We start from the raw sequence: 21,653 nt of genomic DNA on the forward strand, positions 1-21,653 counted from the left end.
TAACGACTGTTTGGGGTTGTATAGTCAAGTAATTAAGTGCATGTGGTGGATGCCTTGGCAGTCAGAGGCGATGAAAGACGTAATAGCCTGCGATAAGCTCCGGGGAGGCGGCAAATATCCTTTGATCCGGAGATTTCTGAATGGGGGAACCCACCCGCTATAAGGCGGGTATCATAAGCTGAATACATAGGCTTATGAAGCGAACGAGGGGAAGTGAAACATCTCAGTACCCTTAGGAAAAGAAATCAATTGAGATTCCCTTAGTAGCGGCGAGCGAACGGGGATCAGCCCATTAAGTTGTGTGTGTTCTAGTGGAACGCTCTGGGAAGTGCGAACGTAGAGGGTGATATTCCCGTACACGAAAGGGCACACATAATGATGACGAGTAGGGCGAGGCACGTGAAACCTTGTCTGAATATGGGGGGACCATCCTCCAAGGCTAAATACTCCTGACTGACCGATAGTGAACCAGTACCGTGAGGGAAAGGCGAAAAGAACCCCTGTGAGGGGAGTGAAATAGATCCTGAAACCGCATGCATACAAGCAGTGGGAGCCGACTTGTTCGGTGACTGCGTACCTTTTGTATAATGGGTCAGCGACTTACATTCAGTAGCAAGGTTAACCGTATAGGGGAGCCGTAGAGAAATCGAGTCTTAATAGGGCGTTTAGTTGCTGGGTGTAGACCCGAAACCAGGCGATCTATCCATGAGCAGGTTGAAGGTTGGGTAACACTAACTGGAGGACCGAACCCACTGTCGTTGAAAAGCCAGGGGATGACTTGTGGATAGGGGTGAAAGGCTAATCAAGCCTGGTGATAGCTGGTTCTCCCCGAAAGCTATTTAGGTAGCGCCTCGGACGAATACCATTGGGGGTAGAGCACTGTTTCGGCTAGGGGGTCATCCCGACTTACCAAACCGATGCAAACTCCGAATACCAATGAGTACTATCCGGGAGACAGACTGCGGGTGCTAACGTCCGTAGTCAAGAGGAAAACAATCCAGACCGCCAGCTAAGGCCCCAAAATCATAGTTAAGTGGGAAACGATGTGGGAAGGCATAGACAGCTAGGAGGTTGGCTTAGAAGCAGCCACCCTTTAAAGAAAGCGTAATAGCTCACTAGTCGAGTCGGCCTGCGCGGAAGATGTAACGGGGCTAAAACTATGTGCCGAAGCTGCGGATGTATACTTTGTATACGTGGTAGGGGAGCGTTCTGTAAGCCGATGAAGGTGTGTTGAGAAGCATGCTGGAGGTATCAGAAGTGCGAATGCTGACGTGAGTAACGACAAAACGGGTGAAAAACCCGTTCGCTGAAAGACCAAGGGTTCCAGTCCAACGTTAATCGGGGCTGGGTGAGTCGACCCCTAAGGCGAGGCCGAGAGGCGTAGTCGATGGGAAATTGGTTAATATTCCAATACTTCTGTGTAATGCGATGAGAGGACGGAGAAGGTTAAGTCAGCCTGGCGTTGGTTGTCCAGGTGGAAGGTTGTAGGCATGTATCTTAGGCAAATCCGGGGTACTCTATGCTGAGAACTGATAGCAAGCTGTACTTGTACAGTGAAGTGGCTGATACCATGCTTCCAGGAAAAGTCTCTAAGCTTCAGTTACACAGGAATCGTACCCGAAACCGACACAGGTGGTCAGGTCGAGTAGACCAAAGCGCTTGAGAGAACTCTGCTGAAGGAACTAGGCAAAATGGTACCGTAACTTCGGGAGAAGGTACGCTGCTGACGGTGATGGGACTTGCTCCCTGAGCTATTGGCAGCCACAGAAACCAGGCCGCTGCAACTGTTTATTAAAAACATAGCACTCTGCAAACACGAAAGTGGACGTATAGGGTGTGATGCCTGCCCGGTGCTGGAAGGTTAATTGATGGGGTTAGCGTAAGCGAAGCTCTTGATCGAAGCCCCAGTAAACGGCGGCCGTAACTATAACGGTCCTAAGGTAGCGAAATTCCTTGTCGGGTAAGTTCCGACCTGCACGAATGGCATAATGATGGCGGCGCTGTCTCCAGCAGAGGCTCAGTGAAATCGAAATCGCTGTGAAGATGCAGTGTACCCGCGGCTAGACGGAAAGACCCCGTGAACCTTTACTGCAGCTTGACATTGAACTTTGACCTTACTTGTGTAGGATAGGTGGGAGGCTTTGAAGTTGGAACGCTAGTTCCAATGGAGCCGTCCTTGAAATACCACCCTGGTAATGTTGAGGTTCTAACTCTGCCCCGTAATCCGGGGCGAGGACCATGTCTGGTGGGTAGTTTGACTGGGGCGGTCTCCTCCTAAAGAGTAACGGAGGAGTACGAAGGTGCGCTCAGCGTGGTCGGAAATCACGCGTAGAGTATAAAGGCAAAAGCGCGCTTAACTGCGAGACCCACAAGTCGAGCAGGTACGAAAGTAGGTCTTAGTGATCCGGTGGTTCTGTATGGAAGGGCCATCGCTCAACGGATAAAAGGTACTCTGGGGATAACAGGCTGATACCGCCCAAGAGTTCATATCGACGGCGGTGTTTGGCACCTCGATGTCGGCTCATCTCATCCTGGGGCTGAAGCAGGTCCCAAGGGTATGGCTGTTCGCCATTTAAAGAGGTACGCGAGCTGGGTTTAGAACGTCGTGAGACAGTTCGGTCCCTATCTACCGTGGGCGCTGGAAATTTGAGAGGATCTGCTCCTAGTACGAGAGGACCAGAGTGGACGAACCTCTGGTGTACCGGTTGTGACGCCAGTCGCATCGCCGGGTAGCTATGTTCGGAAGGGATAACCGCTGAAAGCATCTAAGCGGGAAGCCTACCTCAAGATAAGATTTCCCTAGGAATTTATTCCTCTAAAGAGCCGTTCGAGACTAGGACGTTGATAGGTTGGGTGTGGAAGCACGGTGACGTGTGAAGCTGACCAATACTAATTGCTCGTGAGGCTTGACTATACAACACCCAAACAGTTGTTGTATTCAAGATAAATTCAATACATAACTTGATTTAGTGTGAAAACTAGTTAAAATGCTGAACACAAAGTTAGACTCAATATCTAATCCGTTAATAACTCTTTGGTTCGTAAGTAAGGCAGACATGAAGTGAAAACACAACATGATCAGTAAGACCCCAAAACACCACAACAGTTTGCTGGCGACAATAGCAAGAGTGAACCACCTGATCCCTTCCCGAACTCAGAAGTGAAACCTCTTAGCGCTGATGGTAGTGTGGCCTTTGCCATGTGAGAGTAAGTCATCGCCAGCTTTTAAATCTAAACACCCCCATTCGAAAGAGCGGGGGTGTTTTTATTGCTGGGGCAAAGAAATTGGGAGTTGATTTAAGAATAAATTTTAGTCTGATGAAAATTGTGTAATATGTAGAAATCAAAGATCTATTAGACTGAGAATGCTCAATATTTCATTTGTGAAAAGAATTGGAAAGATCCAATAAAATTTTTAATTTACTTTTTTGCCAATTAGTTCTCTATATATATGGATAAAGAGACAGTTGCTGATTGATAAAAAATGTTATTTCTAGTAAATTTTTGTCCTAAAGCCATAATAGTAATTTAGGGCTAAATTATTACATAAGATGGACACTGCCATGACGTATTTAATTAATTTAAAAAAATTAGGGGTTAACTCTACACTCTTAGCTACTTCAGTTGCATTAGTTGCTTGTGGGGGTGGGGGTGGAGGGTATTATGGAAATAATAGTTCTAATAATACCAGTGGCAGTGGTTCTGATTCAGGAAATAATTCTTCTACTGATAGCTCAAAAGTTGCTGAAAGTATTAAAGTATTAGACTTAAAAGATACTTCAAATAATGTAATAGTTAATGCTAATGATAATTCTACTGTTAAATTCTCAATACAAGTACTAAATAAAGATAGTGGTGGAATTGCTGATAAAGATGTGACTTTATCTATCACTGATAGTGAAAAATTAGGTGTAACCAGTAAAGTTTCATTAGTGAAAACAGTTGATGGCGGTATTGCCGAGTTTGAACTAAATGTACCATCTATATCTGCAGGAACGGGTAAAGTATTATTAACAGCAACTGTGAATGGCACATCAATTAAGCAGGTTTATACTCTAAACATTGCTAAAACTAGTACTGTTCAAAGTAACTTTAACTTAAACATTCAGCAAGGAGTTGTTCTTAATTTACCTAAAGGTTCTGCAACGATTAATGCCCAAGTGACAGATCAAAATGGTGGCGTTAAAGCTGGCCAAAATGTTAGTTTAGCTCTACCTGTTGAGATGCAAGGTAAGTTTTCTATTTCTTCTGGATCTTCTCTTACTACCAACAGCGATGGTATTGCTACATTTACAATTGTCGCAAATGCTGATTTAACGACCGAAGATGTTCAGAAGTTTGTTGCGACTTCTCAAAGCTTAGATTTTAAATTGATAGATGAACATAAAGCTCAAAAAACGGTAAAAGCTGCGATTACTTTTAAAGATATTTCACAAATTGTGCAAAAGCTTGAAATTATTAAAGCTGATGCACCAATTACTGCACAAAACGGTATGACAATCGTTAAAGTGCGTGCAAAAAATAGTAGTGATATTGCTCTAGCTAATAAAAAAGTGAAGTTAATTTTCACAGATAAAAGTGATGCTTACGGTGTTAGTATTGATCAAACTGAAGTAATAACTGACTCTAATGGTTATGCAACCTTTACGTTAAAAGCTAACTCTAACTATCCGATCGCTTTGTCACAACAGGGTATTAACTTAAAAGCGGTATATTCTGATAATACAGAAGTTTTTGCTCAAGATACGATTAGTGTTATTACGGTTGATAGTAATGCAGCAGACCAGTTAGCGTTACAACGTTTAGAAGTTGCGTCTTCTTATAAAATCAATGCAAAAAATGATCAGATAACGATTACCGTTAAAGGCATTAATAATAAAGGTGAGGCTGCTACAAAAGGAAAAGTTACATTAGCACTAAATAATATCGCTACTTCTAATGGTGTAACTTTTGATGGGAGTGCTGAGCGAGATTTTAGTACAGCTGCAGGTGGTTATATTACATATACTTTACATACTAATGCGAATACTGCAGATGCAGTTGCTGCTTTAGTACAGGCGGGTATCACTGCTACATTTAAGACTGATAATAGCTTAACAAATGAAATAAAAATTGCTGTGACGGATGAAGCTAAATCTGAAGAGGCAGTAAGTTATTTATTAATTGATCCGATTAACACTGCTTTTGATTATACAAAAGACCAGACTATTACTGTAAAAGTTAAAGCAATTGGTGTTAAAGGAAGTGCTCTAAAAGGTGAAACAGTTTCTGTTTCATTGCCAACATTATCTACAACAGATTTACAAAATTTAGGCTTAAGCCTAACAGGTCCATCTTCTAAAAATACAGATGAAACTGGATACGCAACTTTTGTTTATGATTATAAGGCAAGTGGTTTAAGTGAACAAAAGCAACTAGTTTCAAACGGTATTCGTATTACGGCACAGGCTAGTTCGAATAGTGCACAACAAACAACAACAATTAATTTTAAAGCTCCTACAGATCAAACTGATTTAGATCTAGACTATTTAACTGTAGACATGCCTGGCAATTTAGTAATAACTCAAGGTGTTGAGCAAACAATACAAGTAGCAGTGAATGCAACGGGTACTGATGGTAAATTTTTAGTGGGTCAAAAAGTTGGTATTGGTTTAAATGAAGCTGCAATAACTAATGGAGTAAGTCTTGCTACTGCATCAGCAATTTCAACTGACGCTAACGGTAAAGCTATTTTTAGTCTTAAAATTAAGGCGAATAGTCCAACAGAACTTGCAAATTTAATTGCGAATGGAATAACAGTTGCTGTCAATAGTAAGCGTAAAGATGGTTCAGCTTATACGATAGCACGTAAAATTGATATTAGTCAGCCACCAGTAATTTTGCCAAATCTTGCAGGATTAGATTTAACTTATGATGTGCAAACAGTATCTGTTTTGGGCGGAGAAGTACGAGTAAAAGTTACGGCTAAAGATAATGCAGGCAATCTGATTGCGAATACTCCATTGACTATTGCTTTATCTAACTTGGTAAGTTCTAGAGTTTCTTTATCCAATGTTTCGCTGACTACAAATAGTAAAGGTGAGGCTGAGTTTACGGTTAAGGTATCTGAGGGTGTTTATGATGCTAGTCTAATCAAAAATGGAATTACATTCGCTGTTGTTGGAACGAATCTTAACAATGGTGATCGTATCCAGCAAACAGGTACTATCCAAGTTGCTATTCCTAAAGATTCAGTTAATTTACGTTTAACTTCTGATAAGAATGACGTGGAAATAGGTCAAACATATCAAGTTCAAGTTGCTGTAAAAGATGAGCTTGGCGCAAATACTGCTTATCCTGTTAATTTATCTTTAAATCAAGAAGCAATAAATGCAGGAATAAAGTTGAGCGCTGATTCCGTAATGACAACTGCAAATGGCTCAGTCCCAATTTCAATGACTATTCCAAAAGATATGTCAGATTCCGTTAAGTCTGCTTTATTAACTTCTGGTATAAAAGTCTTTGGTACAATTAAAAATCCAAAAGGTGAAGAATTAAAAACAACCTTAAACTTCACTGTAGTTGCGCCTATCAATGTAAATCATTTAACAATTGATAGTAATAAAGTCTCATTAAGTACGGCAGGTGATACAGCATTAACTACCGTTAAGCTATTAGATGTTAATCAAGGCGGAGTGGCAAATCAGCCAGTAACTTTAGCGATTGTTGATCCTCGAAATGTTACCTCAATCAAAGGTGCTTCACAAGTTGTTACTAATCAATATGGTGAGGCTGTCTTTACCCTAGATATGAAGGCTACTGTCGATACCAATACAGCACCTATTTTACTCATAGCATCGCACGTTAATGAACAAGGTGCTGTAGTACAACAAGTATCACAAATAGCAGTAAATTCACCAACTGCATTAGCGCCTCAGTTAGATTTGAAATTGAAAGCATCTAAAGATAAGTTGCATGTTCGTGGTGATGCTGTAGATATTTCTGTACTTGTTACTGATATTAATGGTTCGAGTCAATCTGGTAAGGCAGTAACTTTAACTATTCCAGAATACCAAAAAAATGGGGCATACATTCGTGGGGCATCAACAGTTGATAGTGATGCAAATGGTTGGGCTACATTCACAGTTGTTGTTGATGAAAACCTTCGTGGACAAGGTTATAGCGCAGCTCAGTTTGTGATAGATGACCTTCGTGTAGAAGCACTAGTTAAAGATAATAATGGAACTGAACGACGTCAAAGCTATTTGGCGGATATAATTGCTGCTGATGTTCCTGTTACTCAGGGATCAATTACAGTGACTATGAATCCAACCAAAGTAGGTGTTGATGATCCGAATGGTATTTATTACAACTGGAGTGCTTCTGCACAAGTTGTAGATTTAGATGGTCGTCCTGTTGCAAATCAAAATGTTACAATGGACGTACGAGCAGTCGAATTTAAACGAGGAGAGTGGATTGTTGTACAAGATTCTGTGACAAAAGAAAGATCTTGGGTCCAACATCTGCCACCAGCATCAGCATCTTTAGTTCCGCCATTGGCTTGTGCTGTATCAGCGATAGATGATCCTTCAACGTCATACGATGATCGTAATGTTACTATTCATGGCTTTAATAAATTTGATCAGGCATTGAATACTTATCGAGATATTTTGACTCTGGATCGCAATGGTAATCAAGTATTAGAAACACTCAATGCTGTGCGTTTTATTGGTGCAAGTGAAGCAAATCCTTATACAGCAACTTATACGACGGATAAAGAGGGTAAATTTGATTTCCAACTCCGTTATCCAAAAGCATATGCATCATGGTTATCTGTTCAGGTTGGAGCAACAACAACGTTATCTACGTTCCCTATTCATGGTTATCGTACTGTTTCATTGGCACCAGTTGCTGCTGATTTTGATAAAGTGAATTGGGCATATACACCATCATTAGATAATACTAGCCCGTATGGAACTTTACATACCTGTAAATAATTACTGATGCTCATAAAACTGGAAGCTCAAGGGCTTCCAGTTTTATTTTGATGAATTGAATTAATCATCCAATAAATCCATTTGTTTTGCGAGTTGGTATAAATTATTTGAGCGATTACCTGTGCGACAGAACATCAAGATCGGTTTTGGTAGCTCATTATAATGGTTTGCAAATGTGCGAACATCTAACTCTGTAATTTGACCTGCAACAACTGGTTGGTAGACATAATCTAAGCCCGCATTACGTGCGGATTCTTCAATCTGTGAGCTTGTAGGTTGTTCAGAACCACCTTCCATGTCTGGACGATTATTAATAATAGATTTGAAGCCTTTTTCGACAACTTGATCTACATGCTCAGGGCCGATTTGACCTGCAAAACCAACATTTTCTGACATCTTGTCACTCCAAAAATAAACAAAACATTTTATGCTCTATCATAGCATTAAGCTTGATCTTGAGTTTAAATGTCTGTAGCAAATAAATGATGATAAGTAATAAGATAAAGCATTGGAGCGCGCATGCACACCTATACAGTTGAGCCGTTGTATGTTCCTAGTGGCGAAGAAACCATAGCAGCAGATTTCTACCTCCCAAAGACCAATATTAAACCTGCTGTAATTCTTATGGCACATGGATTTGCTGGATTACGCCAATTTAAATTAGTTCAGTATGCACAACGTTTCTCTAAAGCTGGCTATGCTGTCATTTTATTTGACTATCGCTATTGGGGGGGCAGCACAGGAAAACCGCGTGAATTGGTTTCACTTGGTGCTCAACTAGATGATTGGAAAACCATTGTTCAATATGCTTCGAATTGTAAATTAATTGATAGTCGACGTATTATTTTATGGGGAACCTCACTAAGTGGTGGATATGCGCTTAGTTTAGCTACTGACCTTAAAAATATTCAGGCCGTGATGGTACAAGTGCCTTATGTAGATGGGGCTGAAACAGCAAAATTATACCCATTACAACGTTATCCAGAGGCTTTAAAGCGTTCTAGCCAAGATTACATGGGGTCTAAGATGGGCTTAGTGCCAAAAACTCTGCCGGTTGTAGATCAGCATAAACTATGCTTTTTACCGACCTCTGATAGTTATTATGGTTATCATTCGATTGTAAATCCTGACTATTATTGGAGTGGTGAAGTTCCTGCACGTGTATTTTTTAATTTAATGCGCTATCGTCCAATTCAATTTGTACGCAAAATTAATATCCCTGTTTTGTTTATTGCTGCGAAACATGATTCTTTGATTCCAATTGAATCTAGTCGTGAAGCTGCTACAAATATTGCACCATTTGTAAGCTATCATGAGTGGGAAATGAAACATTTCGATATTTATCACGGTTCTTGGTTTGAAAAAGCAGTCACAACCCAATTAGAATTTTTACATCAACATATCGGAGTGATGTAAATGATCATTGTCTGTGCATCCTGTGGTGCAAAAAATCGTGTACCTGAAGAAAAATTAGCAGTTCATCCAAACTGTGGGCAATGCCATCAACCATTATTAACGTTAGCGCCAATTGAATTAAATGAGCAAAATTTTAGCCATTTCATTAGTCATTCAGATTTACCTGTACTCATCGATCTTTGGGCAGAATGGTGTAATCCTTGTAAAATGATGGCACCTCATTTTGCTGAGGTTGCCAAACATAATCCTCACGTCGTGTTTGCTAAAATTGATACTGAAGCAAACCCGCCTTTAAGTGCTGCATTTAATGTCCGCAGTATTCCGACTTTGGTCTTAATGAATAAGACGACTGAATTGGCCAGAATAAGTGGTGCATTACGTACACCAGAGCTACAGCAATGGTTAAATCAGCAATTACAGCAACATCAAGGACATTAACATGACTGAACGTTCAAATCATCCAGAAGGGGTTTTATCCTTACAGAATATTGCTATGCCAGCAGATACAAACTGGAGTGGTGATGTATTTGGAGGATGGATTGTATCTCAGATGGATCTCGCAGGAGCGATTCATGTTGAGCGTTTGAGCAAGGGACGATGTGCAACAATTGCAATTAATGAAATGACCTTCCTTGTGCCTGTTAAGGTTGGAAATGTGATTAGTTGCTATACTAAAATTTTGAAAGTCGGAAATACTTCCGTACAGGTGCAAATCGAGGTATGGAATAGTCACGACAATTCGCGTGATCCGATTCGAGTTACTCAAGGTGTTTTTACATTTGTTGCTGTTGACGTGAATGGTAATAAACGACAAATCTCAGAACAAATTAAGCAAGATTTTTTAGCAAGCTGATAAAACAATAAAGCCCAAATTTAATTGGGCTTTATTTTAAATCTAAGACTATTTTTTACGTTTTGGTAGCCAAGCCCAAAGCATCTGACATTGAATTGGTTCGTTACCAGAATCGTCAATGACGGTCACAGGAATTAATAACTCGCCTTTATCATTATCCGCAATAAACTTTTGTTGATCTGCTGATAATGTCGCAGTTGCTGTTAAACCGCCTTGAGCAACTTTTAAATAGTCAACATGCAATGATTTAATTAACAAGATACGATCATCTGGGATATGTAAGCCCGTTAAAAAGCCCGTTGCAGTTTCTGCTAATAACGCCATTGCTGCTGCGTGAACCCCTTTAATATGATTTTGCATATTACGTTGGTTTTCAATACGCACAGTGACATGGTCTTTATCAACTTCTAAATAACGAATATTTGCTGTTCCAACCATAGGAACAACACGACCAAAAGCTTTACTCCATAGCGTACTACGGATACTTTTTGGAAATTTAGAAGTGGTTTTAACCAGCGTATAAAGACGGTTATCTTTTGCCATAATGAACCTAATGCTTAGTCTTTGAAATTATTAAATTGAAGTGGTAGACCAAATTGTTGTTCACGTAAAAAGTTCATGACCTGTTGCAAGGTATCGCGCTTTTTATCTGTGACACGGATTTTGTCTCCTTGGATAGAAGATTGCGCTTTGATACCACTTTCTTTAATGGCTTTATTAATTTTTTTTGCGGTATCTGAGTCAAGTCCATCTTTCAGCTTGATCACTTGGACTACATTTTTACCAGAAGCAGTGGCTTTTTGTGGATCTAAAGCTTGTACATCAATCTTACGTTTATAGAAGTGATTTTCAAGCATGGTATAGACTTGTTCACATTGGAAGTCACTTTCAGTTGAGATTTTGATTTCTTTATTTTTTTCATTTAACTCAATTGAAACGTCTTGTCCACGGAAGTCAAAACGTGTTGCAATCTCTTTTTCTGTATTTTGTACAGCATGATTGACTTCAAATAACTCTAATTCAGAAACAATATCAAAAGAAGGCATGGTTAGACCTTTACAAAGGGAAAGAATATTTGAGATGCTAAGGGTGTTTTCTTCATTTGCCAAGTGTTGTTTACATCAAAGGAGTGCACAATGATCCGTAAACAAGAAATTACAACATTTGAGTTCCCAGAAGGCGCAGTCATTTGGGATGTCCGAGATGCTAAAGCCTATGCAGAGGCACACGTCAAAGGGGCGTTGAATCTTCCAATTGCTGAAATTAATGCGGATAGTTTGACTCAGGTTGCAGCGGATCAGCCGATTTATATTTTATGTGGTGGTGGTAGTAAAGCACCACGCGCAGCAGAGCTTTTAGAAGGTTTAGATGATTCTCGTGAATATGTTGTATTGATGGGCGGTACACGTGCAGCACGTGATGCTGGCTTAGCTTTAGAACAAGGCGCATAGATCAGTTAAATTTGCCAAAATACTTAGGTATTTTGGCAAATTTAAAGAATGAACAACTAAAATAATAATTTACCCAGAATAATAAGGTTTTTTAGCTTTTAATTTCTTTTGAAATCTTTGAGGGTTTAATTTATCCAATAAACTTTGAGGAACTGGGCAAAGTTCACCTAAAATTAATGCTGCTAAGATTTCACTACATAATGGCGCAAATAAGAAACCTTTCGATCCTAAACCAGCAAAAGTATAGATTTGATCAAGATTTTGTATTTTCCCAACTAAGGGGAAATAATCTAAACTTTGTGCGCGAACGGATGCTCTTCCTTGCCAAGTCTCCAGTTTTGGAAGTTGTTCTGCATATTGAGGGAAGACACTGTGGATAAGTTCGTAGTTATGCACATGATCTTCAGTTAGCACTTCTGCATCATCCCGATTGGGATAAAAAGATGCCCCCAGAATTAACTGTGAAGCATCCAGTTGCATGCAATAGCCACCATAACTATAAGCTTGATCCAGTGCTAAAGGCCGCTGGCTATTCTCAACCCAGCTGACTTGTCCTCGAATTGGCTTTAAGACTGGATAGTTTTCGATGAGTTCAGCACTTTGTTTAGCACAACAGACAATCGCATGATCCGTTATGGCAATTTTTTGTTGGTCTTGCCAGAGTGTAACTTGGCTATCAGTCGACTCTAATCGAGAAATTTTTGCTTTTTCTATTCGAATATTAGCATGTTGTAAAATCTCATCACGTAATTGATGTGGTGAAACTGCACCTGCTTCATGTAAGGTCAGACTTGGAAGCTCGGTTTCTGGAAGACATTCAAGCGTTGTATTTGCAGTTAAAACGTTTTCAGGATATTGCTCAACCAGTCCTAGCAGTTCATCTGCATTTTTTAATGCAATTTGCTCGACTTGAATCGGTCTAAATGCCTTAAAACGAGGATAAAAATTCAACGCATGTTGCCAACTCAAGGTCATTAAGTGTTCATGCGCCTGTTCAATTGGGCATAGTTTTGGATTGAGCAATGCCAAGGGATTGCCAGATGCTCCTGAAAGCGGCTCATTTTGCTCGTAGATCGTAACTTGATGTCCTCGTTGAGCAAATGCCCATGCTGAGCTTAAACCTGCGATTCCTGCGCCAATAATCGCAATATGTCGCTGTACAGATGCTGAGCTTGTTATTTCAGATTCATTTTGAATCGTTATGTCTTGCTTCGAATCGGCGGTGTCTGTTTCTTCTTGTGAAGCATTTAGCCAAATAGCTTTGAGCATTTCTCGTTTATGGCCAAAACCTCGTGGACGGCTGATTTGGATACCGTGTTGTTTAAGCCCACGTTTTAATATGCCTGCGACACTAAAGGATGCGAAAGTTGTTCCAAAATCAGATAAACGCACCATATGATCTAAGACATTTGCCTGCCACATATCTGGGTTACAAGAGGGAGAAAAACCGTCCAAAAACCATGCATTCACTGCTTGGGTTTTAGGGATCGTTGGAAAAATATCCTGAGCATCCCCTAGCCATAAATCAATACTAAAACGTTCTTCAGGAAAACTTAAGCGATGACAACCTGCGATTGGCAAGGGATATTGCTGAATCAATTTTTCTGCTAAAGGTTTGAGCTCTGTCCAAACATTGAGTGCGCGGATCAAATCTGCTTTATTTAATGGAAATTTTTCAACGCTGACAACATGTAAATGGCTGTGATTATCTAAGCGAACTTGTTGCCAGAGTTGCCACAGGGTCAAAATATTGAGTCCTGTACCAAAACCAGTTTCACCTACACAGAAATATTGATAATCGTGTAGTTGAGAGAGGCGTTCGGTTAAATCATTGCCATTTAAAAATACATGTCGGGTTTCAAGCAAACCATTGTCTTTAGAAAAGTAGACATCACCGAATTGTTTAGAAATAGGAATTTCGATGCCATCGACTATTTCCCAATCTAATTCAGCAGTTTGTAATTTTGATGAATGAGACATAAATAAAAATTATATTGTTACCACTGGCGACGACGTTTGGTGTAGACATAGCTCGCAATAAAGAAACCTAGAATGACACCAACAGCAATGGTCATAGCACCATACAAGAACATTTGAGCACTGCGCTCACTTTGTAAAACTTGAATCTGAACAGTAAGATTGTCATTTTTGAGTTGTAATTCTTGATTTTGCGAGAGCGCTTCAAGATTGGCATTTTCAAGTTGTTTTAAGCGATTGGCTTGATCTTGAACCAATGCTTTGACTTTTGCTTCTTGTTGCTGTTTAGCCTTTGCAATTTGTTCAGCAGTTAAGGGCTTAGCAGTTGCCGTAGTAACAGGGGTGGAAGTTGTTGTTGAGTTTGGTTTAGCTTGAACAGTTGTTGTCGGTGCAATAGCTGGTGTTGGTTCAACAGCCCAGACTGATGAACTCATTAAGCATAAGGCGAAAAAGCTTTTGGCTGCAAAGTGCATGATTTACCCTTTTGGAAAAGCTTTGTTGAAAGGCTTTACCTCAATATTTGAGTAAATTCCTTCTTTTAAAAAAGGCTCTTCCTGAATCCAGCTATCTAGTGCTTCACGCGTGTCAAATTCAACAATAATCGTACTGCCTAAAAAACCTGCTTGTGGATTATTTGGATCTTTAGGATGAGCGCCAGCAGCAATTAAACGTCCTTCATCATCTAGCTTTTGCAATCGTTCAATATGTTGTGGACGAGTTGCTAAACGTTTTTCTAAGGTACCTTCATGATCAGTGCAGGTTAGGACAAAATAAGGCATGGCAGTCGCTCAATGATTCAAAATTCAGTCGGTGGTTTTAAAATGCTTTCTTAAGAAAAATAGTATAGCAGCAAGGTAACTGATAGAAACGATAATATCGCCGAAAGCCGTGAATTCGCCCCAATATTTGCCTTGCATATAGACGAATCCAAAGAAAAAATGTAAAGCGGCAAGCAAAAAGAATTGTCCACACCACGCTAAGTTCAATCTCATCCAGCCTTGATGACTTAATTCGAGTAACGAACCAAGAAGCTTTTTAATAATCGGGGTACGTTCTTTATTGAATAATGGGGTAACTAAAAAACCTATTCCAATACCGATATTGATGATGATTGCTTTCATTTTAATGTAGGTCACATCACTGAATACGAGTGTGATTCCACCAAAAATCACCGACATGACAACAATAAACCATTGCATTTTTTCCAGTTTAAATTTCTGGAAAAAGAACAAACAACCGTAAACAACAAGCGTTGAAATTAAAAGTGCACAGGTTGCCACAAGAATATGATTTTGATCGGTATTTCCTGTGCTACCAACCAACTGTAATAAAGGGTGATGACTATCTTTGGGATCAGTGGTTTTATAAAAATAAAAGAAGATAATAATCGGCAGATAGTCGAGCAACGCTTTCATGTTACAGTACGATGATGAAATAGGTCAGATAGCATAATACAAACCATGTTCGGTGTCGATTTACATACACATACCCACATTTCAGATGGTACGTACTCTCCAGAACAACTGGTAGAGGCGGCTGTTGACTTAAAAATAAAGATGCTTGCCGTGACAGATCATGACACGATGGATGCTTTAAACCGTGTCCAAAAACATGCTCAAGACTATGATATTAAAATCATTTCTGGTGTGGAGATATCCAGCCAATGGTCAAGGCCAAATATTAAAAAGAGTTATGGTGTTCATATTGTTGCTTTGAATATGCAAGATGAGACGCCTATAAAAGCAATGCTTGAAAATCAGAAAAAAGTCCGTGCTGAACGTGCGAAAGTAATTTGTAGCTTATTAGAGAAATGTATTGATTTTGATATTTACCCAGATGTGATTGCCAAAGTTGATGGACATCCAGATCGAGTGACCCGTACTCATATTGCCAAAACATTGGTAGAGAAAAATATTGTCAGTCGCCCACAACAAGCATTTGATCGTTTTCTTAAAGAAGGAAAAAAGGCATTTGTGAAATTTGAAGGTTTAGGGCTTAAAGAAACGATTGACGTGATCCATGCCAGCCAAGGCTTCGCAGTTTTAGCGCATCCAACCCGATATGATTTATCAGCGACCAATATTCGTTATTTAATTGAATTATTTGCTGAATCGGGTGGAGATGCTGTTGAACTTCCTCCGAGTGTAGAACCGGCATCAACACGTCAAATGGTGGATCGAATGATTCAGCAGTTTGATTTGGCTGTTTCGATCGGCAGTGATTTTCATGGCGACAATATGCCGTGGGTTAAACTGGGGAATACACCTAGAGTTAAAGAAGGACAAAAAGGTGTTTGGGAAAACTTTAGGTAAAATTTCAAAAATATTTGAAGTTATTTCAAGATAGAGGTTGGTATGGCATGTATTTGGCCGAGTGGAGATGACAAAGTCATCTTAAGTGTAGACTTTAATTTGATTGATTTTGCTGAGGTAAATAAGCTGTCATTGCATGAGTTTGATGATGATGGCTTAGGGAGAACAATAGCAACTCATATATATGAAAAAGAAAACTTTCCTGTAGTTTTTATGAAGCATCTTCAAGCTCAAAAAGCGTATGTCGATATTCATATTGATAGTTCATGTATAGATATTAAAGAATGGGAAAACATTTTAATCGAGAAATATTTTAAGAATGACTTTATCTATTTTAGATGGTCTGATTATAACACTTAAGAAATAATCTTTTACTCGATAAATGTTTCCTCTTTATAATTTACAATAAATTATGATCATGCGCTTGAATCGGTGGAGGGGTTGGGCGACCTAATGTTCCCAGTAACTCAATTTCAATTGAACGTACCATCGCATCTAAAGGCAAGTCATTGCTTTGTGTTCCAAATGGCTCTTCAATTTCTGTACTTAAAGCATCTAACCCCAAAAATGTATAAGCCAAAATTCCGACTAAAAGTGGGGTCACTAGACCTAATAAAGATCCCAAACTAAACGGCAGCATAAAGCAGAAAAAATATACAGTACGATTCAGTAAAACAGAGTAGGCAAATGGAATTGGGGTATTCGCAATACGATCACAACCCGTTTGCATTTCACTTAAAGCCGCGACATGGCTGTTCATTTGAGTATAAATAATATCTGATATTTCACCTTCTTTCATGGCTTGTAATAGTTCCCATTGAATCAGGCTAAGTGTGTATTGCGGTGCATTATGTTGTTGATAGAGTTGAGTTAGTGCTTGCTGGCTTAGACCACTGGTTTCTATAAGTTCAGTGGGATTTGCTGTTTGGTGACGTAAGCGGTCGCGTAACACATTCGCAAATACAATTACATTTTGAATAATACGTTCGCGGCGAGCCTGAGTTAATACACGACAGTCACGGTCAAAATGACGAGAAGTTGCAATTAAAACACCCCAAAGCTTACGTGCTTCCCACCAACGATCATAACAAGCTGTATTCTTAAAACCTAAAAAAATCGAAAGGACAACCCCAATCAGTGTAAAACCTACCAAAGGAATTTCTGGAAATCGATACAGATCTACATACTCAACACCACCAATAATGGCAGAGATAAGCATGACAAATCCTAGCGAGGGTAAAATTTTAGGCAAAATCGTCCCGCGCCATGAGAATAAAACTTTAAAAATACTCGGTTGATCACGGACAATCATGTTATTTGAATCATTAATTTTATGTGTTGATGTTCGGGTTAGATTTGGGCTTTGTCAAGATGAGATTACTTGATTTTAGTGGGGTTGAGGAGTTGTTGTTCAGAAAATGAAAAATGATCTTCTGCTGAAATAATAAAATGATCAATCAGATTAATTTCCAATAGTTTACAAGCTTGTTTGAGTTGCTGAGTCAGATAAATATCTTCTAGTGAAGGTTGAGCAATACCATAAGGATGATTATGTGCAACCACGATTTGGCAAGCCTGTTGTTGTAAGGCATAACGTAAGGTTTGATTCAGCGAAACGCTACATGAATGATGTGAACCATAGAATAGTTTTTTGAAATGGAGCTTTCTGAGTTCAGCATCTAAACAAAGTACAGCAAAAACTTCCTGCTTTTCACCTTGCAGTTCGTAGCGCAAATAATCCAATACCAGTGTTGATGTATCTAGACATAAACGTTGTTGATGAAAATAGTTGTGTAGATAACGCCGTCCAAGTTCTTTAACTGCCATGAGTTGGGCATATTTGGTAGAAGCAATTCCATTAAATTGGGATAAGTCTTCAAGTGATGCATCAAAAATCGGATTCAAGCCACCAAAATGTTGAATCAGAATTCGAGAAAGTTCCACCGCCGAATGTTGTTTTGAGCCTGAGCGTAGAAAAATAGCCAATAGTTCTGCATCAGATAGGCTTTGTGCACCTTGTAGTAATAAGCGTTCACGTGGGCGTTCTTGTTCAGGCCATGTTTTGATAGATTGTCTTATTGATTGATTCATTTTTATTCACACAATTTTTTTATGATGATGATTTTTCCAAGTACATCACTTGGGTATGACCGTATTTAATGCTATTGTGAGCGCCACTGCAACAGTAAGGTATCCTGTTTGTGAGCTTTGATCTCAGTGTTATTCCACATAAAAACATTATATTAGCGGTTACTGGCGGCATTGCTGCCTATAAAAGTGCGATTTTAGTCCGCCGTTTAAAAGATTTTGGTTTCGATGTTCGTGTCGTAATGACGCAAGGCGCACAAGCATTTATTACACCGCTCACTTTCCAAGCACTTTCAGGAAACCCTGTACATACCGAATTGCTTAATCCTGAAGCAGAAGCAGGCATGGGACATATCGAATTGGCACGTTGGGCTGATCTGATTCTCGTTGCACCTGCAAGTTGTAACAGCATTGCAAAATTTGCCAATGGTTTGGCAGATGATCTATTAAGTACCCTATATTTAGCAACCAAAGCCCCTGTGTGGATTGCACCTGCTATGAATCAACAAATGTGGGCAGCGAAAGCGACTCAGCGTAATTTGCAAACTTTAGTTGAAGATGGCGTGCATGTGATTATGCCTGATGCGGGTGAGCAAGCATGTGGTGATGTTGGCTTAGGGCGTATGCCTGAGCCTGAAGATTTAGCACGTCAAGTTGCCGCTTATTTTCATAAAGCACAACGTGCGATTGCTGAAAAATTTGGTTTATTGGCTGGCAAACGTGTCACTATTACAGCTGGTCCGACACGAGAAGCAATTGATCCTGTTCGTTATATTTCCAATCACAGTACGGGTAAAATGGGTTTTTCACTAGCGGCCGCTTGTTACGCAGCTGGTGCAAAAGTCACTTTAGTTGCAGGTCCAGTGAGTTTAGATACACCAAATGGTGTACAACGGATTAATGTCAGTTCAGCTATGCAAATGCTTGATGTCAGTATGAATCAGCTTAAAGAAGGTTGTGATATTTTTATTGCGACGGCGGCAGTTGCTGATTATCGCGTGGCTCAAGTTGCAGAACATAAAATTAAAAAAGCAGGTGATGAACTTGCAGTCGCTTTGGTGAAGAATCCTGATATCGTGGCGACGATTGCAGAGCAACAACAACGTCCATTTATGGTTGGGTTTGCAGCTGAAACCCAAAATGTTGAGCAATATGCAGCAGGAAAATTGGTTGCTAAAAAACTCGATATGATTGCGTGTAATGATGTATCACGCCCTGATATTGGTTTTGCTTCTGATGAAAATGCAATGACAGTATTTTTTGCTCAGTCATACCATATGGAAAAGCGTGAGTTAGAGAAAGCGTCAAAGCAAGAGATTTCGCAACAATTGGTAGAAGCAATACATGATGCTTTACTACAGAAGTCGTAAATAAAACAGTTTTACTTTTATTAAAATGCAACGAAATCGTTGCATTTTTTATGTATGCTAAAACAGCGCCGCAATATATGCGGCCAAATCAGAGTTCAATAAGTTTTGCTTCTGATCAGCCATCTACAGCCACAGTTTTCGATAGGATATCTTGATGATTAAAAAAACTTTAGCCACCGTGATTATGTTTTCTTCTCTTGCCCTTAGCAGCACCGTTATGGCTGCGGGTTTACATGATGATATGAAAGCTTTAGGTAAAAACTATAAAGCGTTTAACCAAGCTAAAAATCCACTAGCAGCGACAACTGCTTTAAATAATATGCGTAATGCAGCAACGCATTCAAAACAATATAAATTAGCGGTAAATACAACGGAAAAAGTACCGACCTCAACAGCTTTATTTGATCAAATTATTGTTGAGATTGATAAGGCTAAAGTACTTGTTCAAGCCGGTAAATTAGATGAAGCAAAAAAACAGGGCAAAAAAATTGCCGAGTTACGTGATCAGGGACATAAATACTATACACACTAATCTCATCGAGATGATTGGTGAGTCATCCCTTGTAATCAGCTAAAGTATTTTATGTTCTATCTTTTAAAAGCTGTGCTTGAATGAGCGCAGTTTTTTATTTGTACAGAGAGAAGGATAAACAAAAACTTAGCATGATTCAGATTTTCACTGCATTTTAAAATTGATACAGTGAAAATGTGAATGATGAGAGGTGGTCTATGTCCTCACAACAACATTATCAAAAAGTTGCTCAAGCAATTGCTTATATTCAACAAAATTTTCAGCAGCAGCCACAACTTGATGAGGTGGCAGCTCATATTCATTTGAGCTCAGCACATTTTCAGCGTCTATTTACGGAATGGGTGGGGACGAGCCCTAAGAAATTTTTACAATATACCAGCATTGAATATGCAAAACAGATTCTGAAGCAGCAACAGGGCAGTATCTTTGATGCGACTTTTGCCACAGGTTTATCGAGTACCAGTCGATTACATGATCTTTTCCTTCAGATTGAAGGAATGACGCCTGCTGAATATAAAAATGGTGGTGAAGCTTTAACAATTTCTTATCAATTTGCAGAAACATTATTCGGTGAGGTTTTAGTTGCTTCAACATCCAAGGGAATTTGTGCTTTAACATTTGTAAAAAAACCAACAGAGGCTTTACAGCATTTAAAAGCACAATTTCCTAAAGCAATGTTTATTGCTCAATCAGATTCACTACAACAAAGTGCTTTAGCCCTGTTTCAGACAGATCACAGTCAATTGGCCAAGATTAAATTACATTTAAAAGGGACAGCGTTTCAGTTGAAGGTTTGGCAATCTTTACTCAAAATTCCAATGGGTCAACTCACGACTTATGGAGAGCTTGCAAAATCGATTGATCATCCTAAAGCCGCACGTGCGGTGGGTACCGCAATTGGTAGTAATCCGATTGCTTTTCTGATTCCATGCCATCGTGTGATTCAATCGACAGGTGCATTCGGCGGATATGAATGGGGGCAAGTGAGAAAAACGGCAATGATTGCTTGGGAGGGTATTCATAGTCATGCAACTATTTGATATTGATGCGGATCCAAGTCATAACTATTTACCCTATCAAGGCACTGTTCAATATTATGGAAAAGTGATTCCAAATTTGAGAGCAGATGATTATTTTGACAAGCTCATGCAAAATATTGCATGGGAAAATGATCAAGCAATCATTTTTGGGCGAAAAATCATTACCAAAAGAAAAGTGGCTTGGTATGGTGATCAGGCATTTGAATATACCTATTCAAATATCCATAAGTATGCGTTGCCTTGGACAAAAGAATTACTCGAATTAAAGGTACTTGTCGAAAGCTTAACAGGTGAATTATTCAACTCATGCCTGCTCAATCTTTATCACACAGGTGAAGAAGGCATGGCTTGGCATAGTGATGATGAAACAGATCTTAAAAGAGATGGTGCAATAGCTTCACTCAGTTTTGGTGCAGAAAGAAAATTTTCATTTAAACATAAACATAGCAAGGAAAAAATCGAGTTGTACTTAGAGCATGGTAGTTTACTGGTGATGAAAGATACAACACAAAGCTACTGGCTACATCGTTTACCACCCACCAAGAAAGTGACCACACCTAGAGTTAATTTGACCTTTAGAACAATTGTTGATTGATTATTTGACAATAAAAAAGGACTGAAAATCAGTCCTTTTTTAA

General features: G+C 39.4%; 20 protein-coding genes and 2 rRNA genes. 13 read left to right on the top strand and 9 right to left on the bottom strand.

Annotated features, from left to right (window positions below; genetic code table 11):
- Positions 1 to 22 precede the first annotated feature (22 nt).
- From F908_RS14585 to F908_RS14595, 3 genes are all read left to right on the top strand, one after another.
- Positions 23 to 2,914, top strand: a 23S ribosomal RNA gene (locus tag F908_RS14585).
- Positions 2,915 to 3,109: 195 nt separating this feature from the next.
- A 5S ribosomal RNA gene (rrf, locus tag F908_RS14590) occupies positions 3,110 to 3,224 on the top strand.
- A gap of 339 nt (positions 3,225 to 3,563) precedes the next feature.
- Positions 3,564 to 7,976, top strand: a complete 4,413-nt coding sequence (locus F908_RS14595; protein ID WP_005164241.1) for a hypothetical protein — start codon at positions 3,564 to 3,566, stop codon at positions 7,974 to 7,976.
- Positions 7,977 to 8,036: 60 nt separating this feature from the next.
- On the opposite strand, the gene F908_RS14600 is transcribed toward F908_RS14595, so the two are convergent.
- Positions 8,037 to 8,372, bottom strand: a complete 336-nt coding sequence (locus tag F908_RS14600; protein ID WP_005164243.1) for a protein tyrosine phosphatase family protein — start codon at positions 8,370 to 8,372, stop codon at positions 8,037 to 8,039.
- A 123-nt stretch (positions 8,373 to 8,495) separates the two neighbouring features.
- Between F908_RS14600 and F908_RS14605 the strand changes: the two genes are divergently transcribed.
- Genes F908_RS14605 through F908_RS14615 form a run of 3 tightly spaced genes read left to right on the top strand, consistent with a single transcriptional unit; the run spans position 8,496 to position 10,245 of the window.
- Positions 8,496 to 9,392, top strand: coding sequence for an alpha/beta hydrolase (locus tag F908_RS14605; RefSeq protein ID WP_005164245.1), 897 nt, complete (start codon positions 8,496 to 8,498; stop codon positions 9,390 to 9,392).
- Positions 9,393 to 9,830 carry a thioredoxin TrxC gene (trxC, locus tag F908_RS14610; protein WP_005164247.1) on the top strand — a complete coding sequence of 146 codons (438 nt, stop codon included), beginning with the start codon at positions 9,393 to 9,395 and terminating at the stop codon, positions 9,828 to 9,830.
- A 1-nt stretch (position 9,831) separates the two neighbouring features.
- The gene (locus tag F908_RS14615; protein WP_005164249.1) at positions 9,832 to 10,245 is read left to right on the top strand and encodes an acyl-CoA thioesterase; all 414 of its coding nucleotides are present in this window, start codon (positions 9,832 to 9,834) and stop codon (positions 10,243 to 10,245) included.
- A 48-nt stretch (positions 10,246 to 10,293) separates the two neighbouring features.
- On the opposite strand, the gene F908_RS14620 is transcribed toward F908_RS14615, so the two are convergent.
- Entirely contained in the window at positions 10,294 to 10,788 is a 495-nt protein-coding gene (locus tag F908_RS14620; RefSeq protein WP_005164251.1) for a DUF4442 domain-containing protein, read from the bottom strand.
- Between the two features lie 14 nt (positions 10,789 to 10,802).
- A complete protein-coding gene (locus F908_RS14625; RefSeq protein ID WP_004655922.1) occupies positions 10,803 to 11,291 on the bottom strand; it encodes a YajQ family cyclic di-GMP-binding protein in 489 nt (162 codons plus the stop codon).
- Positions 11,292 to 11,381: 90 nt separating this feature from the next.
- Between F908_RS14625 and F908_RS14630 the strand changes: the two genes are divergently transcribed.
- On the top strand, positions 11,382 to 11,696 hold the full coding sequence (locus F908_RS14630; RefSeq protein WP_005164253.1) for a rhodanese-like domain-containing protein: 315 nt from the start codon (positions 11,382 to 11,384) through the stop codon (positions 11,694 to 11,696).
- A 69-nt stretch (positions 11,697 to 11,765) separates the two neighbouring features.
- On the opposite strand, the gene mnmC is transcribed toward F908_RS14630, so the two are convergent.
- From mnmC to F908_RS14650, 4 genes are read right to left on the bottom strand one after another with little or no spacing between them, the layout of a single operon-like run.
- Positions 11,766 to 13,676, bottom strand: a complete 1,911-nt coding sequence (gene mnmC, locus F908_RS14635; RefSeq protein WP_005164254.1) for a bifunctional tRNA (5-methylaminomethyl-2-thiouridine)(34)-methyltransferase MnmC2/FAD-dependent 5-carboxymethylaminomethyl-2-thiouridine(34) oxidoreductase MnmC1 — start codon at positions 13,674 to 13,676, stop codon at positions 11,766 to 11,768.
- Positions 13,677 to 13,693: 17 nt separating this feature from the next.
- Entirely contained in the window at positions 13,694 to 14,146 is a 453-nt protein-coding gene (locus F908_RS14640) for an SH3 domain-containing protein (RefSeq protein WP_005164255.1), read from the bottom strand.
- Between the two features lie 3 nt (positions 14,147 to 14,149).
- The gene (locus F908_RS14645; RefSeq protein WP_005164260.1) at positions 14,150 to 14,452 is read right to left on the bottom strand and encodes a YciI family protein; all 303 of its coding nucleotides are present in this window, start codon (positions 14,450 to 14,452) and stop codon (positions 14,150 to 14,152) included.
- 24 nt (positions 14,453 to 14,476) lie between these two features.
- Positions 14,477 to 15,088 (bottom strand): septation protein IspZ, encoded by a 612-nt coding sequence (locus F908_RS14650; protein ID WP_005164263.1) that lies wholly within the window; start codon positions 15,086 to 15,088, stop codon positions 14,477 to 14,479.
- A 45-nt stretch (positions 15,089 to 15,133) separates the two neighbouring features.
- Between F908_RS14650 and F908_RS14655 the strand changes: the two genes are divergently transcribed.
- Both F908_RS14655 and F908_RS14660 read left to right on the top strand, forming a co-directional pair.
- Positions 15,134 to 15,985, top strand: coding sequence for a PHP domain-containing protein (locus tag F908_RS14655; RefSeq protein ID WP_005164268.1), 852 nt, complete (start codon positions 15,134 to 15,136; stop codon positions 15,983 to 15,985).
- 42 nt (positions 15,986 to 16,027) lie between these two features.
- Positions 16,028 to 16,345, top strand: coding sequence for a hypothetical protein (locus F908_RS14660; RefSeq protein ID WP_005164271.1), 318 nt, complete (start codon positions 16,028 to 16,030; stop codon positions 16,343 to 16,345).
- Between the two features lie 40 nt (positions 16,346 to 16,385).
- On the opposite strand, the gene F908_RS14665 is transcribed toward F908_RS14660, so the two are convergent.
- Both F908_RS14665 and radC read right to left on the bottom strand, forming a co-directional pair.
- Positions 16,386 to 17,297, bottom strand: coding sequence for a bestrophin family protein (locus F908_RS14665; RefSeq protein ID WP_005164274.1), 912 nt, complete (start codon positions 17,295 to 17,297; stop codon positions 16,386 to 16,388).
- A gap of 65 nt (positions 17,298 to 17,362) precedes the next feature.
- Positions 17,363 to 18,076 (bottom strand): RadC family protein, encoded by a 714-nt coding sequence (radC, locus tag F908_RS14670; protein WP_005164276.1) that lies wholly within the window; start codon positions 18,074 to 18,076, stop codon positions 17,363 to 17,365.
- 110 nt (positions 18,077 to 18,186) lie between these two features.
- On the opposite strand from radC, the gene coaBC reads away from it, so the two are divergent.
- From coaBC to F908_RS14690, 4 genes are all read left to right on the top strand, one after another.
- Positions 18,187 to 19,443 carry a bifunctional phosphopantothenoylcysteine decarboxylase/phosphopantothenate--cysteine ligase CoaBC gene (gene coaBC / locus F908_RS14675; RefSeq protein WP_005164280.1) on the top strand — a complete coding sequence of 419 codons (1,257 nt, stop codon included), beginning with the start codon at positions 18,187 to 18,189 and terminating at the stop codon, positions 19,441 to 19,443.
- Positions 19,444 to 19,597: 154 nt separating this feature from the next.
- Complete coding sequence (locus tag F908_RS14680) at positions 19,598 to 19,975, top strand: cytochrome b562 (protein WP_005164281.1); 378 nt, start codon at positions 19,598 to 19,600, stop codon at positions 19,973 to 19,975.
- A 197-nt stretch (positions 19,976 to 20,172) separates the two neighbouring features.
- Complete coding sequence (locus F908_RS14685; RefSeq protein WP_005164283.1) at positions 20,173 to 21,015, top strand: bifunctional transcriptional activator/DNA repair enzyme AdaA; 843 nt, start codon at positions 20,173 to 20,175, stop codon at positions 21,013 to 21,015.
- The gene (locus tag F908_RS14690) at positions 21,002 to 21,610 is read left to right on the top strand and encodes an alpha-ketoglutarate-dependent dioxygenase AlkB family protein (RefSeq protein WP_005164285.1); all 609 of its coding nucleotides are present in this window, start codon (positions 21,002 to 21,004) and stop codon (positions 21,608 to 21,610) included. The genes F908_RS14685 and F908_RS14690 overlap by 14 nt, the downstream gene beginning before the upstream one ends.
- The last annotated feature ends 43 nt before the right edge of the window (positions 21,611 to 21,653 follow it).

Origin of the sequence: Acinetobacter sp. NIPH 284 (assembly GCF_000369425.1) — a bacterium.
In the GTDB taxonomy this organism is placed as follows: Bacteria; Pseudomonadota; Gammaproteobacteria; order Pseudomonadales; family Moraxellaceae; genus Acinetobacter.

Bases quoted from the DNA above. Each gene is read 5' to 3' on its own strand.
- F908_RS14595 (WP_005164241.1), top strand. From the start codon at position 3,564: ATGACGTATTTAATTAATTTAAAAAAATTAGGGGTTAACTCTACACTC.
- F908_RS14600 (WP_005164243.1), bottom strand. From the start codon at position 8,372: ATGTCAGAAAATGTTGGTTTTGCAGGTCAAATCGGCCCTGAGCATGTA.
- F908_RS14605 (WP_005164245.1), top strand. From the start codon at position 8,496: ATGCACACCTATACAGTTGAGCCGTTGTATGTTCCTAGTGGCGAAGAA.
- trxC (WP_005164247.1), top strand. From the start codon at position 9,393: ATGATCATTGTCTGTGCATCCTGTGGTGCAAAAAATCGTGTACCTGAA.
- F908_RS14615 (WP_005164249.1), top strand. From the start codon at position 9,832: ATGACTGAACGTTCAAATCATCCAGAAGGGGTTTTATCCTTACAGAAT.
- F908_RS14620 (WP_005164251.1), bottom strand. From the start codon at position 10,788: ATGGCAAAAGATAACCGTCTTTATACGCTGGTTAAAACCACTTCTAAA.
- F908_RS14625 (WP_004655922.1), bottom strand. From the start codon at position 11,291: ATGCCTTCTTTTGATATTGTTTCTGAATTAGAGTTATTTGAAGTCAAT.
- F908_RS14630 (WP_005164253.1), top strand. From the start codon at position 11,382: ATGATCCGTAAACAAGAAATTACAACATTTGAGTTCCCAGAAGGCGCA.
- mnmC (WP_005164254.1), bottom strand. From the start codon at position 13,676: ATGTCTCATTCATCAAAATTACAAACTGCTGAATTAGATTGGGAAATA.
- F908_RS14640 (WP_005164255.1), bottom strand. From the start codon at position 14,146: ATGCACTTTGCAGCCAAAAGCTTTTTCGCCTTATGCTTAATGAGTTCA.
- F908_RS14645 (WP_005164260.1), bottom strand. From the start codon at position 14,452: ATGCCTTATTTTGTCCTAACCTGCACTGATCATGAAGGTACCTTAGAA.
- F908_RS14650 (WP_005164263.1), bottom strand. From the start codon at position 15,088: ATGAAAGCGTTGCTCGACTATCTGCCGATTATTATCTTCTTTTATTTT.
- F908_RS14655 (WP_005164268.1), top strand. From the start codon at position 15,134: ATGTTCGGTGTCGATTTACATACACATACCCACATTTCAGATGGTACG.
- F908_RS14660 (WP_005164271.1), top strand. From the start codon at position 16,028: ATGGCATGTATTTGGCCGAGTGGAGATGACAAAGTCATCTTAAGTGTA.
- F908_RS14665 (WP_005164274.1), bottom strand. From the start codon at position 17,297: ATGATTGTCCGTGATCAACCGAGTATTTTTAAAGTTTTATTCTCATGG.
- radC (WP_005164276.1), bottom strand. From the start codon at position 18,076: ATGAATCAATCAATAAGACAATCTATCAAAACATGGCCTGAACAAGAA.
- F908_RS14680 (WP_005164281.1), top strand. From the start codon at position 19,598: ATGATTAAAAAAACTTTAGCCACCGTGATTATGTTTTCTTCTCTTGCC.
- F908_RS14685 (WP_005164283.1), top strand. From the start codon at position 20,173: ATGTCCTCACAACAACATTATCAAAAAGTTGCTCAAGCAATTGCTTAT.
- F908_RS14690 (WP_005164285.1), top strand. From the start codon at position 21,002: ATGCAACTATTTGATATTGATGCGGATCCAAGTCATAACTATTTACCC.